The organism is Longibacter salinarum (assembly GCF_002554795.1).
Classification (GTDB): domain Bacteria; phylum Bacteroidota; class Rhodothermia; order Rhodothermales; family Salinibacteraceae; genus Longibacter; species Longibacter salinarum.
In genome coordinates this window covers 396251-412380 of record NZ_PDEQ01000004.1, presented here as the reverse complement: position 1 = coordinate 412380, position 16130 = coordinate 396251, and the positions used below count along the sequence as shown (strand labels likewise).

Sequence of the window (16130 nt, the reverse complement as noted above, 5' to 3'; positions counted from 1 at the left end):
GCTACGCCCCCGCCCCTTCAGTGCCCGCGCTACCGATCGACCTCACAACCGGACTTTTTCTCGCTCACCTGGCCGCGACGCTCACGATGTTTGGCGTCATTCTGGTCATTCAGGTGGTTCATTACCCGCTTTTCGATCACGTCGGGACACAGACGTACTCCGCGTATCAATCCAGCCATATGACGCGGATCACGTGGATCGTTCTACCGGCGATGGGGATTGAACTCGTAACCGCCGGATGGCTGGCGTGGAATCCGTTGCCTTCACTACCAGAATGGATGACGTCGTTGGGCTTCGTCCTCGTCGTCCTTATCTGGACCTCTACCGCCTTGGTTCAGGCACCGCTGCACGCACGTCTGACGAAGGGCTTCGACCCAGACCTGCACCGGCGCCTCGTCGTGACAAACTGGTTTCGTACGGTTGCATGGGCGTTCCGCACCGCTCTCGTACTGTGGATGACCGGCAAGATGATTACTGTCGGTCCATAGTGCAGCGCTCTCGAGATAATGGCCCGCTCGGCCACGGTCAGAAGCGCTGCGGCACGATCTACCTACCCCACACAAACGATCTTTTGAGATTATGAAAGCCACCTGGAACGGTACCGTGATCGCGCAAAGCGATGACACGATCGTGGTTGAGGGAAATCATTACTTCCCGCCGGAATCCGTCGACCGCGACGTACTCAACGATAGCGATCATACATCAACCTGTCCCTGGAAGGGGCTGGCTTATTACTACGATATTGACTTGGAGGGCGAGACGAATGAGAATGCCGCGTGGTATTATCCCGACCCGAAGGACGCGGCTTCTGAGATCAAGGGCTACGTCGCGTTCTGGAAAGGCGTGACGGTTACGGAATGAATGACTTAGACTCTGAAGGTCGGGGCGTGTCGGGTCTTCAAACCCACACAGTGGAGGTCTTCGATGGAAAGGTCTGGCACAGGCTCACGTGTCGTCACGGGGTAAATCTTCGCCTCTTGCTTCTGGAGAACGATCTATCGCCGTACGTCCCACTTACAGAGAATCTGAACTGCGGCGGGCGAGGTCTGTGCGCAACCTGCGGTATTCGCTTTGACGGAGAGGCCCCAACACCGGAGCACTGGCACGATAAGGCGGCCGCTCGCTTCGGATATCCGCGCCTGTCGTGCCAGATTCAGGTGAACCGTGACCTGTCCGTTCGACTTCTCCCGGAAAAGCGGATTTGGGGAAAGAGAGGGAAGTTAGAGAGTAGGAGAAAGGGGAAATGAGGTGTGGAGGTTTGGAAGTGTGGAAGTGTGGAAGTATTAAAGTATTAAAGCTACCTACCGGACACTATCATTGGAGCGTGTGTCATTTCAGTATTCTTAGGCGCGGCTGTTCTGAGATGGATAGGAGTATGTGGGTATGGGAGTGTGTGAGTGCGTCATGTTCGACGATAACGTCTCGTTTCCAGGACGCATGAGACGCACGAGATCCGTTTTTCGTTGACATACGAAGACATTCCGGTTTGAAGTCAAACTGTCCGGTAGCTGGGTATTAAAGTATAAGAGGCTGTTTGGCGGATGGATCGCGACAAAGTCAACCCGGTTGTTCGTGTCTATACGCTATCCCGAAGATGATGCTTCGGCACGGACGTAGTAGACAAGGCGTACGGAATCCCTGGGTCTTGTGTGCGAGTGTCGCGAGGACCGACCTGCGGGAGGTCCGTCCCCATGGATCGCCGAAGGCTGACCGCGAACCCGGCATTGAATCTATCGCTGTCTGAGTTCGTTTTGCCTGAGGCTGCGGGAGGTGCCGTGGCCCGATCAACGAGTTCGCAACGCCAACATACCTGTACATGGAAACGACAACGACGAAAGACGAAGCCTACGAAGACGTTCAACGCCGCGTCGCTGCGTTGCTGGACGGCGAAACTGATTGGACCGCAGCGATGGCGACCGTAGCCTGCGAATTGCACCACACCTTTGACGACTATCACTGGACGGGCTTTTACCGCGCGGTGTCCGACGACCTGCTGATCGTGGGACCGTACCAGGGCGGACATGGGTGCCTGCGGATCCCGTTCGACCGCGGCGTCTGCGGCGCAGCGGCCCGCACCGAAGAAACGCAGCTCGTGCCAGATGTCGAGGAGTTTCCCGATCACATCGCGTGCTCATCGTCCACGCGATCCGAAGTCGTCGTGCCGGTGGTCACACCAGCTGGGGAATTGCTCGCCGTTCTCGACGTCGATTCCGACAACCTCGCCGCCTTCGACGAGACGGATCAGAGGCATCTGGAGGCGCTATGCGACACGCTCGGTAGGCAGTTCCAGGATACTGAGCAGCGGTAGATTAGAACGACCATCTCGTACGCGAGACTAGCTCTCGTCCATCCGCTGTACTCGTTATCATTGCTTCCCCCCACATGCTGCGTCGTGCCATTTACGTGGGGGTGGAGACGGGACTTCTCCTATGTTTGCTTGGCACGGTGACCTGGGTGTCGGGATATCCTTTCATCTTCCCGAGTCTCGGGCCCACGGCCTTCGTTCTTGCGATGTCTCCCGATCATAACACGCTGCGCCAGGTGGTGGGCGGGCATGTTTGTGGCGTTCTCTCGGGGCTGGCAGCCTATCATCTTCTGGCATTCGGGCTCGTCGTAACGGTCGCACATGACCCGTTTTCTACCGAACGACTTTGGCTTGCCGCGAGCGGAGCGTTCTCGGTAGCCATGACGGCGGGCAGCATGATCGGCCTGCGCGTCGTTCATCCGCCTGCCTGTGCGACGACGTTGATCGTCTCGCTTGGGTTGATGTCAGGGATTGTCGAAGCTGCCATTATCGTTGTGGCGGTTTCCGTTCTATACGCAGCCCATCGTCTCATTCATCGGTTACTTCGATCGAGTCTGTCGGCCACCTCAGCCTGATGCGACACAGGCGAGAGCAGGATCGGAACGCGGGTCGCATACGACAAGAGCCTCGGCACACATGCACCGAGGCTCTCGACTTCGCACTTCGAATTTAGTTTTTCGCCCTCGAACTATCCGACGTTCAACTGGGCGCGGGCGTCCTGCACGAGCGCCTTCGCCGCGTCCGGCGTCTCGGCCTCGGAGTAGACGCGCAGCACGGGCTCGGTCCCGGATGGGCGGATGAGGAGCCAGCCGTTTCCGTCTGTGAGGTGTTTGTAGCCGTCGAGCGTGTCGACCTCGACGACGACGTGTCCGTTCACCGTGTCGAGTCCACCATCCTCGGAGAGACGTTTCAGCGCGGCTTGTTTCTGCGTGTCCGAGATGTGAATGTCCTCGCGATAGCAGTAGTGCGGGCCAAACTGTTCCAGCAGTTCGTCGACCAGTTCGGAGAGTTTCATCCCGCGTTTGACCATCATCTCCACAATCAGGAGACCGATGTAGATGCCGTCGCGCTCCGGGATGTGGCCGGACGCCGCGATGCCGCCGGACTCCTCGCCGCCGACGAGCACGCCGCCCTCCGCAATCTTCGGGGCGATGTGCTTAAACCCGATCGGTACCGTTTCGATGTCGAATCCGTACGCGTCCGCCATCTTGTTTAGCATGTGCGTAGTCGAAAACGTCTTCACGATCGAGCCGGAGAGCCCGCGCTCCTCATGAAGGTATTTGACCAGCAGGGCAAGGATGCGGTGTGAGTCCACGAAGTCGCCGTTTTCGTCGACCATACCGATTCGGTCGGCGTCACCATCGTTGGCGATCCCGACGTCGTGACCGGGCTGCCCGACGACCGACTGCAGCTCCGCCAGGTTGCGATCGATCGGTTCGGGCGGCGTGCCGTGGAAGCCGGGGTTCAGGTCGTGGTGCAGCTCCACGACGCGCTCGGTGCCGAGGAGCGAGGTAACGATGCCCTGTCCCGCGCCGAACATGGCGTCGTGGACGACGGTCAGGTCGGAGTATGCGATAGCCTCGATGTCGAGCACGTCGCGCATGGCGTCGAGGTACTCCGTGCGCACATCGCGAAGGGCGATCATCTCGTCCTCGATGAACGTCTCGGCTGACGGCAGGTCGTTGTCGCTGACGCTTACGTGCGGAATTTGCTCCTCGACGGCGCTAATCATGGCAGGAGGCGCCGGGCCGCCAAAGTTTGCCTTGATCTTGTAGCCGTTGTACTCCGGCGGGTTGTGGCTTGCGGTGATCACAATGCCCGCATCGCACCCCATCGCCTGCGTGGCCCAGCTGATCGCGGGCGTAGAGAGAAAAGACGTGGTGAGTGTGGCGTGAACGCCGGCGTCTGCAAGAACGCGTGCTGCGAACGTGGCGAATTCTCGACCGAGGAAGCGGGTGTCGTGGCCGATGACGATGCGTGGCGCATCGCCGTATTCGTCATGGAGCCAGGCGGCGGTCGCTCGCGCTACGCGTTCCAGATTGTCAAACGTGTACTCTCGCGCAATGACGGCGCGCCAGCCATCAGTTCCGAATTTGATAGACGTTTCGGCCATGGGCAAATGGAAGTATGTCTGGAGTAAAAAGGAAAAATGTCGGCCGCCTACGAGAGACGCCGAATGGTTCGTTCAGTAAGGAAAGGAGATCACGGGGGCGAATGACGCTAGGGCATAGAAGCACGTTAATACCTCCACACGTCCGTACCTTCACACCCTACTCCTCGCGCTTGCCGGCGGCCATGAGCTCCCGCGCGTTCTCGAGGGCCGCATCGGTGATGTCGGCTCCGCTGATGAGCGTGGCCACCTGAGCGGCCTGCTCTTCTTCGTCGAGGCGGCGGATCACCGTCTTCGTGCGGTTCTCCACGACCTGTTTTTCCACCTTGAAATGAACGTCACCGAGCGCGGCGATTTGCGGGAGGTGGGTGATGACAATGATCTGGTGGTAGCGGGCGAGGTCGTGCATGCTGTCGCCGACCTTGCGAGCCATGTCTCCGGAGATGCCGGTGTCGATCTCGTCGAACACCAGGATGGGAAGCCGTTCACTCTTAGCGAGGATCTGTTTGAGGGCGAGCATGATGCGACTGATTTCCCCGCCGGAGGCAATATCTGCGAGGGGCATGGGGTCGATGCCGACGTTCGTCGAAATGAAGAACTCGACGTGGTCCATGCCCTGAGCGTAGGCGCGGTAGCGGGTGTCGCCGTCGCCCTTGATCCAGCCGTCCGGGTCTTCGTCTTGCTGAAAGCGCACCTCGAATTGGCTGTCGGGCATGCCGAGGTCGGCCAGCTCGCGGACGATCGCTTCTTCGATGCGGTCCGCGACCTCGCGGCGTTTGGCGGAGAGTCGGTGTGCGGCGTCGGACAGACGCGCCTGTGCCTTCTCGATTTCGTGATCGAGTCGCTCGAGGTTGCCCTCGAAGTCTTCTGCGAGTTCGTACTGCTCGCCGATTTCTCTACGGTGCTCTAAGACGGCCTCCAGGGATCCACCGTACTTGCGTTTGAGCCGCTCCAGCTCTGACATCCGATCCCGAATCTCGGAGAGGCGATCGGGATCGAACTCGATGTGGGCGTTGTAGTCCTGCAGAAAGCTGGCAAGCTCGCTGACGATAATTTGCGCCGACTTGATCTCTTCGAGTTGCTCTTCGAAGGCATCGTCGATGCGTGCAAGATCCTGGAGCTCATTGCGTGCGACCACGATCTGGTCGTGTACGGCATCCTCGCTCTCGTAGAGCATTTCGTAGAGGCCGGATGTCGACGCGTAGAGCTGCTCTGCGTTTTCCAGAACGCGCCGTTCGGCATGCAGCTCTTCTTCTTCGCCCTCCTGGGGGTGGACGTCGTCGATCTCCTGAATCTGAAACTCGTACAGTTCCTTTTGCTGCTGCAGCTCGCGCTCTCGCGCGGCCAGTTCATTGCGTTCCTCGACCAGCTCTGCGACCCGGTCGTACTGCCGTTTGTAGTGCTGCGTCAGTCCCGAGAGGCCGCCGAAGCTGTCGAGCGTACGGCGGTGCGTCTCCGTGTGGAGCAGGCTCTGGTGCTCGTGCTGGCCGTGGAGGTCGATTAGCTCGGACGCGACCTCGCGGATGACGTCGAGGGTGGCCGGCGTGTCGTTGATGAAACCGCGACTCCCTCGGTCGGTGATCTGCCGGCGGAGAATGATGCGCGGCAGTGGGTCCGTGTCGATTTCCGCGTCCTCAAGCAGGGTGCGAATGCGATCTGTGTTGGCATCGTCAAAGATGCCCTCGATAATCGCCTTCTTCGCGTCCTGACGTACGACGTCCGTGTTTGCGCGCTCGCCCAGGATCATGTTGAGCGCACCGAGAAGGATCGACTTTCCCGCCCCGGTTTCACCAGTAATGATATTCAGTCCGCTCCCGAACTCGACATCGAGTTCTTCAATGAGTGCATAGTCGCGTACGTACAGCGAGCGAAGCATGAGTCACTGGGGATTGCGAGCGGCAGGGGACGTGTCGGTGCGTCCGCGATCCTAGAGACCGGGATGCATCCAGCACGGGGCGGGGGCCGGGCGCGACGGAGCGTGCATGCGTTCGGGGCGGCGCCGGAGGTTAGGAGAGTTCGGGATCCTTCACACGCGTCCAGCTACCATTCCGAACCTTCTTCTTCGCGTACTTCCACTTCTCGGTTTTCTCCTCACCGGTGGAATTGTTGCGGATGGTGACCTTGTCGTTGCGCCCCGGCTCGTCCTCGACGACGACCGGTTCCTGCGGCGCGTCTGCGGAGGGATCGCGTTCAGCGGCTTCATTCTGTCCGTCTCCGCCTCCCTTGACGTTGTACGTCGGATCCATCGAGTCGTGGCGCGTTTTCGCGCGACGGCGATCGAGGCGACCTTTCGGCTGCTTGCCTCGTCCATCGGCTTTGGAAAGGTCGTCCTTCTTCGTGTCGACGACCGGACCAGAACGGAAGACAAGCGAAACGACCTCGCGGCCGACGTCTGCCATCAGGTCGGCAAAGAGTTCGTACGCCTCCATCTTGTATTCGACAACCGGATCCTTCCGGCCGAAGGAACGAAGGTTGATTCCCTCTTTCAGTTCGTCGAGCTCGCGCAGGTGTTCGGTCCACTTGGCGTCGACCGTCTGCAGCATCGCGGTGCGCTCCAGCGAATCGCTGACCTCCTGGCCGTTCGTTTCGACCGCCTCTTCCGTCTCCATGACGGTGCGGATCAGGCGCTGACCATCCGTGAAGTCGATGTAGATCTGGTCGGGGGCCTCGTCGCCTCGTTCGTCAACCAGCTGCTTGAGCGGCTGGTAGAAGTTCTGCGCGATGGCGCGACGCTTCTCCTGATAATAGTTCGTTGCGGCGTCGAAGGCGCGATCGGTGACCCCGTCGGCGCCGACCTGCATGAACGTCTCGCGGTCCATGTCGAAGTCGAAGGCGAGCACGCGCAGCATCTCCTCGCGGAGGCCCGCCAGGTTGCCGTCGCCGTAGTACTTGTCGACCATGGCCTCGATGACCTCGTGCAGCATGTTGAGGATCTGGCCGTGGAAGCGGTCGCCCGTCAGTGCCTCGCGGCGACGCTTATAAATGACTTCGCGCTGAGCGTTCAGCACGTCATCGTATTCGAGCTGGCGTTTACGGATGGCGAAGTTATTCTGCTCGACCTTCGACTGCGCCCGCTTGATGCTCTTGTTGATCCACGGGTGCGTGATCACGGCCCCTTCCTCAAGGTTGAGGCGGTCCATGATCTTGGCGACGCGGTCGGAGCCGAAGAGGCGCATCAGCTCATCCTCGAGCGAGACGAAGAACTGGCTCTCGCCCGGATCGCCCTGACGACCGGACCGACCGCGAAGCTGCAGGTCGATACGGCGAGATTCGTGTCGCTCCGAACCGACGATAGCGAGGCCGCCGAGATCGCGGACCTCATCGGTAATCTTGATGTCGGTACCACGACCGGCCATGTTCGTGGCGATGGTGACGGCGCCGCGGCGTCCCGCTTCGGCGACGACGTCGGCCTCCTGCTTGGCGCGGTCCCGCTTGGCGTTGAGCACGTTGTGGCGGATGCCGGCGCGCTTCAGCATGCGGCTGATCTGCTCCGATACTTCGACCGAGGCCGAACCGACGAGGACGGGCTGGCCTTTGTCATTGTATTCCTGAACGCGCTCGACGACGGCGTTGTACTTCTCGCGCTTCGTCTTGAAAACCAGATCATCCAGGTCGTCGCGCCGGATGGGCTCGTGGGTCGGGACGACCACGACGTCGAGCTCGTAGATGTCGCCAAATTCCTCCGCCTCGGTTTCGGCCGTACCCGTCATGCCCGACAGCTTGTCGTACATGCGGAAGTAGTTCTGGAGCGTGACCGTCGCGTAGGTCTGCGTGGCGGCCTGCACCTCCACCTTCTCCTTTGCCTCGATGGCCTGGTGGAGTCCCTGGGAGTAGCGGCGGCCTTCGAGGACACGACCGGTGTGCTCGTCGACAATCTGGACTTTTCCGTTCTCGACGATGTACTCGGTGTCGCGCTCGTACAGCGTGAACGCCTTCAAGAGCTGCTCAATACCGTGCAGCCGTTCAGCACGCTCGGAATACGTGTTGTAGATCTCGCGCTTCTTTTCTTGCTGCTCCTTCTCGAGCTCGCGCTTGTCATTCAGGAGTTTGTTTTCGCGCTTCTCGGCGCTGATGTCGCGCGACCGCAGGTCCTCCTCCAGATCCTTGACGGCCTGCTCGTGATCCTCCTCGACCTGGGCGATCTCCTCCCCAATGACGGGAAGGATGAACATGTCTTTGGTCTGGTCCATGATGTCGGCCATGAACTCCTGGCCTTTCTCCGTCATCTCGATGGAGCGCTGCTTCTCATCGATCGAGAAGTAGAGCGCCTCATCGACGAACGGCATGCGCTTCGCATTCTCCTGCAGATAGAAATACTCCGTCTGCTGGCGAAGGCGCTCGACGCCCGGCTCCTGCAGCAGCTTCTGCAGGCGGCGGTTCTTGGGGTAGCCCCGCGTGGCGCGGAGGAGGGCAAGACCGGCTTCCTCCTCAAGTTCGCGAGCGCGGTTTTTGTCCCCGTCCTCTTCGGCCTCGTGCATGGCCTCGATCTTCTCTTCCGCCTCTTTGGTGAGGCGACGCACGATCTTGCGCTGCGCCTGCACGAGCTTCTCGACCGGGTCACGTAGCTCGCCGAACTGGTTCTCGTCGGCGTCCGGAACCGGGCCAGAAATGATGAGCGGCGTCCGGGCCTCATCAATGAGGACCGAGTCGATCTCATCAATGATGGCGAAATGGTGGCCGCGCTGCTGCAGCTGGTCGGGGCGGACGACGAAGGAGTTGTCGCGCAGGTAGTCGAAGCCGAACTCGTTATTCGTTCCGTACGTGATGTCGGCTTCGTAGGCGGCGCGGCGACCGCGGGAGTGCGGCTGATACTGGTCGATGCAGTCGACCTCGAGTCCGTGGAACTCAAAGAGCGGCCCCATCCACTCCGCATCACGCTGTGCGAGATACGGGTTCACCGTCACGAGGTGACAGCCGCGCCCGGCCAGGGAGTTCAGGTAGAGCGGCAGCGTCGCGACGAGCGTCTTACCTTCACCCGTCTTCATCTCCGCGATGCGTCCCTGGTGCAGGACGATTCCACCGAGGAGCTGGACATCGTACGGGATCATGTCCCACTCGATCTCCGAGCCGCCCGCGCGCCAGGTCTCTCCGACCATGCGGCGGCAGGTCTCCTTCATGACGGCGAAGGCTTCGGGCAGGATGGCATTAAGCTCATCTTCGACGCGATCATGCCACTCCTCTTCGAGGACATCCAGTTCGTCGTACAGGGCATCGCGCTCCTGCATCGAAAGAGGCTCCACGTCCGATTCGGGTAGAGCCTCCGCCACCGCACCATCCCCGCCGATTGCCGGCGACTCCGCGTCGGGCGCGTGCTTCAGGCGTTCGTTGATCTCTTCCTGTCGTGCTTCGATATCGGCGACGGCGTCGCGGATGCGCTCGCGAAAGGAGTTGGTCTTTCCACGCAGCTCGTCGTCGGACAGGGCGTCGAGCCCGTCGTAGTATTCGTTGATCTCATCAACGATCGGCCATAGCTCGTCGAGCTGACGCTGATTCCGATCTCCGAATAAATCCTTAAGCCACTTGAACATGTGTGCAGTCGGCAGCAAATGCGTGCAAGAGAAAACAACGCCCGGTCCCGCATACCCAGCCTCGATGGGAGAGACCTGCTGAGGGTCCCAGAGACAGGGATGATTCGATGGGGGCTCTCGTGAGAGCTCCGCACCGGTCGACGTGAGACAGGGGAAATGGTAAACGTGCCAACGAGGAACGTACCTCAATCGATCTATTTACCACGTCGGGAGTAGCACGCGAGGCATCTTCATCCGTTCCCTATCATGGGGGCGATGATGTCGCGGAGTGGGCTCGTCGTGGTCTCTTTCATCCGATCTCTTTTGAGCGACGGTCAGCCCACGTGATCTGGATGCAATCACCGTTGGTCACAACGCAGTTTAGGGTCCTGATATACGCATTGCGTCTTCTGCTCGTGTACGCTTCTATGCAGATGAACCGCCGATGGGGGCGTTGGGTAGGAGGGAAGGGATTGCTACATGCCGACGGAGGGAGACACCGGAGGCGCGACGCTCGTCATTTTTTGTAGGACGCACGAACCGACGTGGTACGTACAGAACAATATGCGAAGCGCTACGAACATCCTCGCATGCGTCTTTGCGTGTGGGTGATGGGGACGCTGGTTGTCCTCATTGGCCTCGTTAGTGTACATGCGGCGCGTGCTCAGGCGACGAGCGAGCTGTCGAGCTTTCCGTTCCTTCGAATGGAGTCTTCGGCTCGCGCGGCCGCACTCGGCGGGGCGTTCGGGGCCGTAGCGGATGGCGATGTGAACGGACTGTTCTACAATCCGGCACTTCTTGATTCTCTAGCGCATCGCCAGGTATCCGCGTCGTACGTAAGCCATTTCGCTGGTGCCGACGCTGGGACCGTCGCATACGGACATGATCTCCAGGAGCTGAAGACGACGTTGGCTGCTGGCGTCCGCTTCCTGTCCTGGGACGACTTCGATGGCCGAAACGCTCGAGGTGAGCCGACGGGTAGCTTCGGGGCCGGTGATATCGCTTTGACGGTCGGAGCATCGCGCGCATACCGATCGCGCTGGCGGTACGGCGCTAACATCCATGTCATCTACTCGTCCATCGAGACGGCGAGTGCCTCGGCACTAACGATGGACGCGGGGCTGCGCTACCATCGCCCGGACCAACTGATGACGATCGGGGCGTCTGTTCATCATGCAGGCGTAACGCTCAATGGCTTCGCAGAAGGTGCGGAGGAATTGCCGTTCGACGTCCGGCTTTCGGCGTCCAAGCAATTGCGTCATGCGCCCTTCCGGTTCGTTGTCACCGCGTACGACCTAAGCAGTTTGAATAAGGGCGTCGTGGGTGGATCGACATTTGACCACGTCCTGGGCCACCTTGTCCTCGGTACCGAGCTATCCCTCGGAGAGGTCGTGCAGCTTCGCTTGGGGTACAACCATCGGCGCTCGACGGAGCTCGCCGTCGCCGAGCGCCTCGACCTTGCGGGTCTCGGCCTCGGCTTCGGCCTTCACGTTTCGCGCGTCAACGTCGATTATGCCTACAACTCCTGGTCGACCACGGGTGGAATCCATCAGTTCACGCTCCGAACGCACATTTAGCCGGCGGTGCGTGAGCACCTTTGCTCTTCGTGTTATACGCGGAGCAGGTACTGGAATTTGAAGAAGAACTGTCGCGATGTCGGTGTGAGGGGAGACGTTGACGACTCGAGCTGCTCGTCTGGGACCGAATAGTCGTGCGTGCTGCCGACGTAGAAGACGGTGAACGGGTTGATCTCGTACGACACAAGCGGCTCGACCACGAAGCTTCCATCAAAGTGGTTATACTGCGTGACGAGGCGCGTGGAGAGGGAGCGCGTGATCTGAACGCTTGTTTTGGCCCGCCCGATGTACCCTCGATAGAAGAAGTCGTCGCCGTCGCGCATTGAGGCAAATCGGAGATTCGGCTGAATGACGAGACGCTGGATCGGCTGAAAGGTGGCCCAGATGCTCGCGTTGAATATTCGCCCGGTCTCCGGCATGTCCGTCCGGTAAATGTCGCGACCCCCGTTGACGTTGAAGCCGAGACGAACGGGCTCACTGAGATTCGAGTTGATTTCTACGAACCAGTTCGTCAGGCGCTCGAACGCTTTGCCGGCAAAGACCTCGCGGCGGAAGGAGGTGCTCGCATACACAAAGGTCTGCCTTTTCCACATCGACTGGACGGACAGTTGTCCCTGCGTCTCTCGGGGTTGGCCATCTGTCGTCCACTCGACATACGATGAAATCGCTGGATCCAGACGCTCGATCCAGCGGTCTTCCATGTACATGCCGTAGCTGTGCCAGGTCGAGAGTTGCTGGTAGTCGTTTCTGCGCTGGAATCCGTTCGGGGTGCGAAACGTCGGAGCAAACCGTCGCGCAGTCACATTCGCGCTGTAGTGCCGGGCATCGCGTCGGAAACGCGCGTAGGCTGCCGATCCCCAGAATCGCTCCCCGTCGAGTTCAGGCGTGTAGCCATCGCCAAAGGCATCAGCATCATCCACAGTGCTGTTTCCGGCCGTCCAGTCGCTCTCAACCGGTTCGTGCGTCTGGCTAAGAGCGACCTGTCCCTCGAGTCGGTATTTTGAGAACATCTGTACCCCGGCGTCTGCGCTCAGTACCGTACCTGACCCCTGCGTGTCCAGCAGCCGCTGATCCGTGAGCGTCGCGCCGGCAAACGAGTTTTCGCCAAACGTCTGACGGACGCGAGCGACCTGCGAGGCGCTCTGTCCGGCATTCACGGCCGTGCTTGACTCGGCAAACGGCAACAGCATGGGTGTTTCCTCATCGACCGCGCTCAGGACCGCTATGCTCGTGCGGCCGAATTTGCCGGTCGTCTTTGCTGCGACGCTGGGCGCATTGATCGAGCGCGTGTAAACCACGTCGATCGGGGTCTGGAACAGGTCGCTGCCCTCCTGGAAGAAGGGCCTCCGCTCCGGGAAGGAGAGGGCGAACGTTGAGTTGACGTCAACCTGAGCCGCGTCCGATTCAACCTGGCTGAAGTCGGGGTTGACGGTGACTTCCGCGCCGAGACTGGGCGTGATTCCGTAGCGCACGGTCATTGAGGGCTCCATGCTGAGCCGACCGTTGTCCAGCGATGCGCCTTCCGATGGAGCCTCTGCTGACTGAGAGCCGACAACGCTGGGAATGATGTCGAGTGATGTGCTCGGACGAATGCCTTCCAGCCCCGACATCGTGCCGAACTGGCACATGAAGCACGGATCGTCGCGGCTTACGGTTGACCAGCTGAACTGCTGACGGCTCGAACGCGGGCGTGTTCGAAGGAACGTCGTCTTCCATCCCTGAACATCACGATCCGGAAAGCGAAGTGAGCTAAACGGAATCGCCATCTCCACCACGTAGCCGTCTTTGGTGATTCGCCCCTTCGACTCATAGACGATATCAAAGCCGATGTCTTCGCCGCCCCCGCTTCGCATCAAAAGGTCGCCCTGGATCCCGAGCGGGTTGGCAAAAATCTCGTAGGCCTGCGCCGCGTCCCCGAACGGATCGATGATAATACCGACAAAGTCATCCTGGAATATTTCGTCGCGATTCCGGAGCGATGCGCGAACCTCGTCAGGGCGGTCAAAGGCACGAAAGGCCACGTAGAGGTGCGAGTCGTCGTATCCAATCCAGGCTTCTGTACAGACCGGAGGAGCCTTTTGATCGCCGGGTCGAATCTCGGTAAAGCCGGTTATTTTCGCCGCGTTCGACCATCCCGTGTCGTCGAGACGTCCGTCAACGTCGATGTGAGCGCTTAGGCGCGACACGGAAATCTCGGGTTCCTTCTTGGGCTGAAACGCAGCGGGCGCTGGGCATTCGGCCGGCAGCGGTCCAGCCCGTGTGGTATCATCGATATCCGGTGTTTCGCCGCCGGCCCGGGCATGCCAGACCGGGACGAACAGCATCGCGAGGATGAGTCCGAAAACAGCGTTGCTTTTGGCGACGGCAACTCTTCCTTTCCAGCGAAGACAACGGAACGGCGATACGAACCGATACATGACGTAGGGGCGCTCGTGATGGGAATGGCACTCATCCAGTCGGACACAGGGAGCCAGAAAATGGGTTACGCCACTCCGGTCCTCATCCGCGGAGCCATACCACGTATCTACGTAGTGCGAATGTTACGTCGTCGTATTCTGGGCACTGCGACCCATCGATGAATTTCCGGGGTGAACGATGGAAGCGTACAGAAATCATCTCTCAGCGGACAACGGTATTCCCCACTATGCATGTAGGATCGGGTTTTAGTATTCCATCCGATCCTCGAAGTCGCTCCACGCCTCGAACGGCCGGGAGGCGAGTTCGGGCGCCACATGTTGCATCGGTAGTTGACGGTCCGATGGCGGCTTTTCGATCTCGCGGTAGATGTGATCGTCGTCGAACCCAGCTTGAGCGGCATCATTTCGCGTTGCTGCGTACACGACGCGATCGAGGCGAGACCAGTAGATGGCGCCGAGGCACATTGGGCAGGGTTCGCAACTCGTGTACAGGGTACACCCGGACAGTTCGAAGTGACCTACCGACTCGCACGCGGCACGGATGGCCATGACTTCCGCGTGCGCCGTCGGGTCATGAGATGCTGTTACGCGATTTGCGCCTCGCGCAATAATTTCGTCGTTCGACACGACGATTGCGCCGAACGGACCTCCGCCCCGCTCGACATTTTCGACAGCAAGAGAGATGGCAATTTGCATAAACCGACGGTCCGGCTCAGTCGACATAGCGGGAAGAGATGGTGGAGGAAAGGAAGGGCGAATTGAGCGAAACGCAGCGATAGAGAAAGGGCGATTCGAGCCTGCGTTCCATGGGTTTGGCTTGACTCCCCCCGAAGCAGGTCGTTTCTTCACAGAGCCCTCCCGGTTGCTGCTCGAAGCACAACAAAATCTGCAGCGCCGGCTCGACCTCTTTGCCCTCGTTCTGGTCTTCTTGACATGGAGCCTTTGTCCAAAATCATTTCACTCGCGGACCGCGCACGTCCACTAAAGAAAAGTAATATCAGAACGATCTCTCAGGCGGTTGACGAGGTCGGGGGAATCAATCTCGGTCAGGGAATTTGCGACCTGCCGACGCCGGACGCGATTAAGGAACGGACGCATGCGGCCATCGACGCCGATCAGTCGATCTACTCGCACCACGCCGGCATCGAGGCACTCCGTGAAGGCATTCTGGCGAAGGCGCAGGAGTACAATGATCTGCCAGCGACGTCGATTGACGAAGTGGTCGTGAGTGCCGGGTCGACTGGAGCCTTCGTCACAGCGGTGATGACGCTGCTACAGGAAGGCGATGAGGTGATTCTCTTCGAGCCGTTCTACGGGTATCACCGCAACATTCTCAAACTCACGGGCGCGACCGTGCGATACGTTCCTCTCGGTGGACCGGAAGATACGTTCGACCCGGAGGTGCTGAAGGCAGCTGTGACCGACCGAACGCGAGCCGTGATTGTTAACACGCCCGCCAACCCGAGCGGTAAGGTGTGGAGCCGAGATGAGCTGGCTTCGCTGCTTGCGGTGATGCAGGAGCACGACATTGTCGCCATCACCGACGAGATTTACGAGTACATGACGTATGACGATGCGGATCACGTTTCGCTTGGCTCACTTCCGGGGGCCTACGAGCGCACGATCACGCTGTCTGGCTTTTCGAAAACCTACAACGTGACCGGTTGGCGTCTCGGTTACGCCGTCGGGCCCGACCGACTTCTGGAAAAGATGGGTCTGATGAACGATTTGTTTTACGTCTGCGCCCCGCGGCCGCTCCAGCACGGTATGCTCGCCGTGTTCGAGGACCTTGGCGATGACTACTATGCCGAGCTCCTCGACGGGTATTACAAACGCCGGGCATTGATGTGCGAGACGCTGGAAGCGATTGGGTTCGACGTTCCGCGGCCGAAGGGCGCGTATTACGCCTTCGCTGATTTTGGCCCCATCCGCGACCGTCCCGGGTTTTCCAACGACGTGGAAGCCGCCGATACGCTCATCCGCGAGGCCGGCGTCGGGAGCGTGACCGGTCGTTCGTTCTTCCACGACCCGTCTGACGGCGTCACGAAGCTTCGTTTCTGCTTCGGAAAGGAGCTATCGGTGCTCAAGCAGGCGTGCGATCAGTTGCTAGCGGCGTTCGGGTGAACAGATCAATTGCGGATTGTGGGTTGAGAATTTGGGATTCCTCGATATCCGCGGCTCCCGACCGCGTTCATCCAATCCACAATTCACCAT

The 16130-nt window shown here is 59.9% G+C and carries 11 protein-coding genes; 6 read left to right on the top strand and 5 right to left on the bottom strand.

Annotated elements, in window-relative coordinates; translation table 11 throughout:
- The first annotated feature begins 20 nt into the window (after positions 1–20).
- The 4 genes from CRI94_RS10075 (at position 21) to CRI94_RS10055 (ending at position 2880) form a co-directional block, all read left to right on the top strand.
- Positions 21–488, top strand: a complete 468-nt coding sequence (locus CRI94_RS10075; protein ID WP_245846156.1) for a hypothetical protein — start codon at positions 21–23, stop codon at positions 486–488.
- A gap of 91 nt (positions 489–579) precedes the next feature.
- On the top strand, positions 580–861 hold the full coding sequence (locus tag CRI94_RS10070) for a DUF427 domain-containing protein (RefSeq protein WP_098075566.1): 282 nt from the start codon (positions 580–582) through the stop codon (positions 859–861).
- A 955-nt stretch (positions 862–1816) separates the two neighbouring features.
- Positions 1817–2308, top strand: coding sequence for a GAF domain-containing protein (locus CRI94_RS10060; RefSeq protein ID WP_098075564.1), 492 nt, complete (start codon positions 1817–1819; stop codon positions 2306–2308).
- Between the two features lie 74 nt (positions 2309–2382).
- Positions 2383–2880 carry an HPP family protein gene (locus CRI94_RS10055; protein ID WP_098075563.1) on the top strand — a complete coding sequence of 166 codons (498 nt, stop codon included), beginning with the start codon at positions 2383–2385 and terminating at the stop codon, positions 2878–2880.
- Positions 2881–2993: 113 nt separating this feature from the next.
- On the opposite strand, the gene CRI94_RS10050 is transcribed toward CRI94_RS10055, so the two are convergent.
- From CRI94_RS10050 to CRI94_RS10040, 3 genes are all read right to left on the bottom strand, one after another.
- A complete protein-coding gene (locus CRI94_RS10050; protein WP_098075562.1) occupies positions 2994–4418 on the bottom strand; it encodes a phosphoglucomutase/phosphomannomutase family protein in 1425 nt (474 codons plus the stop codon).
- Between the two features lie 157 nt (positions 4419–4575).
- Positions 4576–6291: a DNA repair protein RecN gene (recN, locus tag CRI94_RS10045; protein WP_098075561.1), complete on the bottom strand. Its 1716-nt coding sequence runs from the start codon at positions 6289–6291 to the stop codon at positions 4576–4578.
- A 130-nt stretch (positions 6292–6421) separates the two neighbouring features.
- Positions 6422–9943 carry a preprotein translocase subunit SecA gene (locus tag CRI94_RS10040; protein WP_098075560.1) on the bottom strand — a complete coding sequence of 1174 codons (3522 nt, stop codon included), beginning with the start codon at positions 9941–9943 and terminating at the stop codon, positions 6422–6424.
- Positions 9944–10512: 569 nt separating this feature from the next.
- Between CRI94_RS10040 and porQ the strand changes: the two genes are divergently transcribed.
- Positions 10513–11499, top strand: a complete 987-nt coding sequence (gene porQ / locus CRI94_RS10035; RefSeq protein WP_143815361.1) for a type IX secretion system protein PorQ — start codon at positions 10513–10515, stop codon at positions 11497–11499.
- A gap of 32 nt (positions 11500–11531) precedes the next feature.
- On the opposite strand, the gene CRI94_RS10030 is transcribed toward porQ, so the two are convergent.
- Together CRI94_RS10030 and CRI94_RS10025 are read right to left on the bottom strand one after the other, a co-directional pair.
- Positions 11532–13916, bottom strand: coding sequence for a carbohydrate binding family 9 domain-containing protein (locus CRI94_RS10030; RefSeq protein WP_098075558.1), 2385 nt, complete (start codon positions 13914–13916; stop codon positions 11532–11534).
- Positions 13917–14162: 246 nt separating this feature from the next.
- Positions 14163–14639, bottom strand: coding sequence for a nucleoside deaminase (locus tag CRI94_RS10025; protein ID WP_098075557.1), 477 nt, complete (start codon positions 14637–14639; stop codon positions 14163–14165).
- A gap of 210 nt (positions 14640–14849) precedes the next feature.
- Here CRI94_RS10025 and CRI94_RS10020 point away from each other — a divergent pair, with 210 nt between their 5' ends.
- Positions 14850–16040, top strand: a complete 1191-nt coding sequence (locus CRI94_RS10020; protein WP_098075556.1) for a pyridoxal phosphate-dependent aminotransferase — start codon at positions 14850–14852, stop codon at positions 16038–16040.
- The last annotated feature ends 90 nt before the right edge of the window (positions 16041–16130 follow it).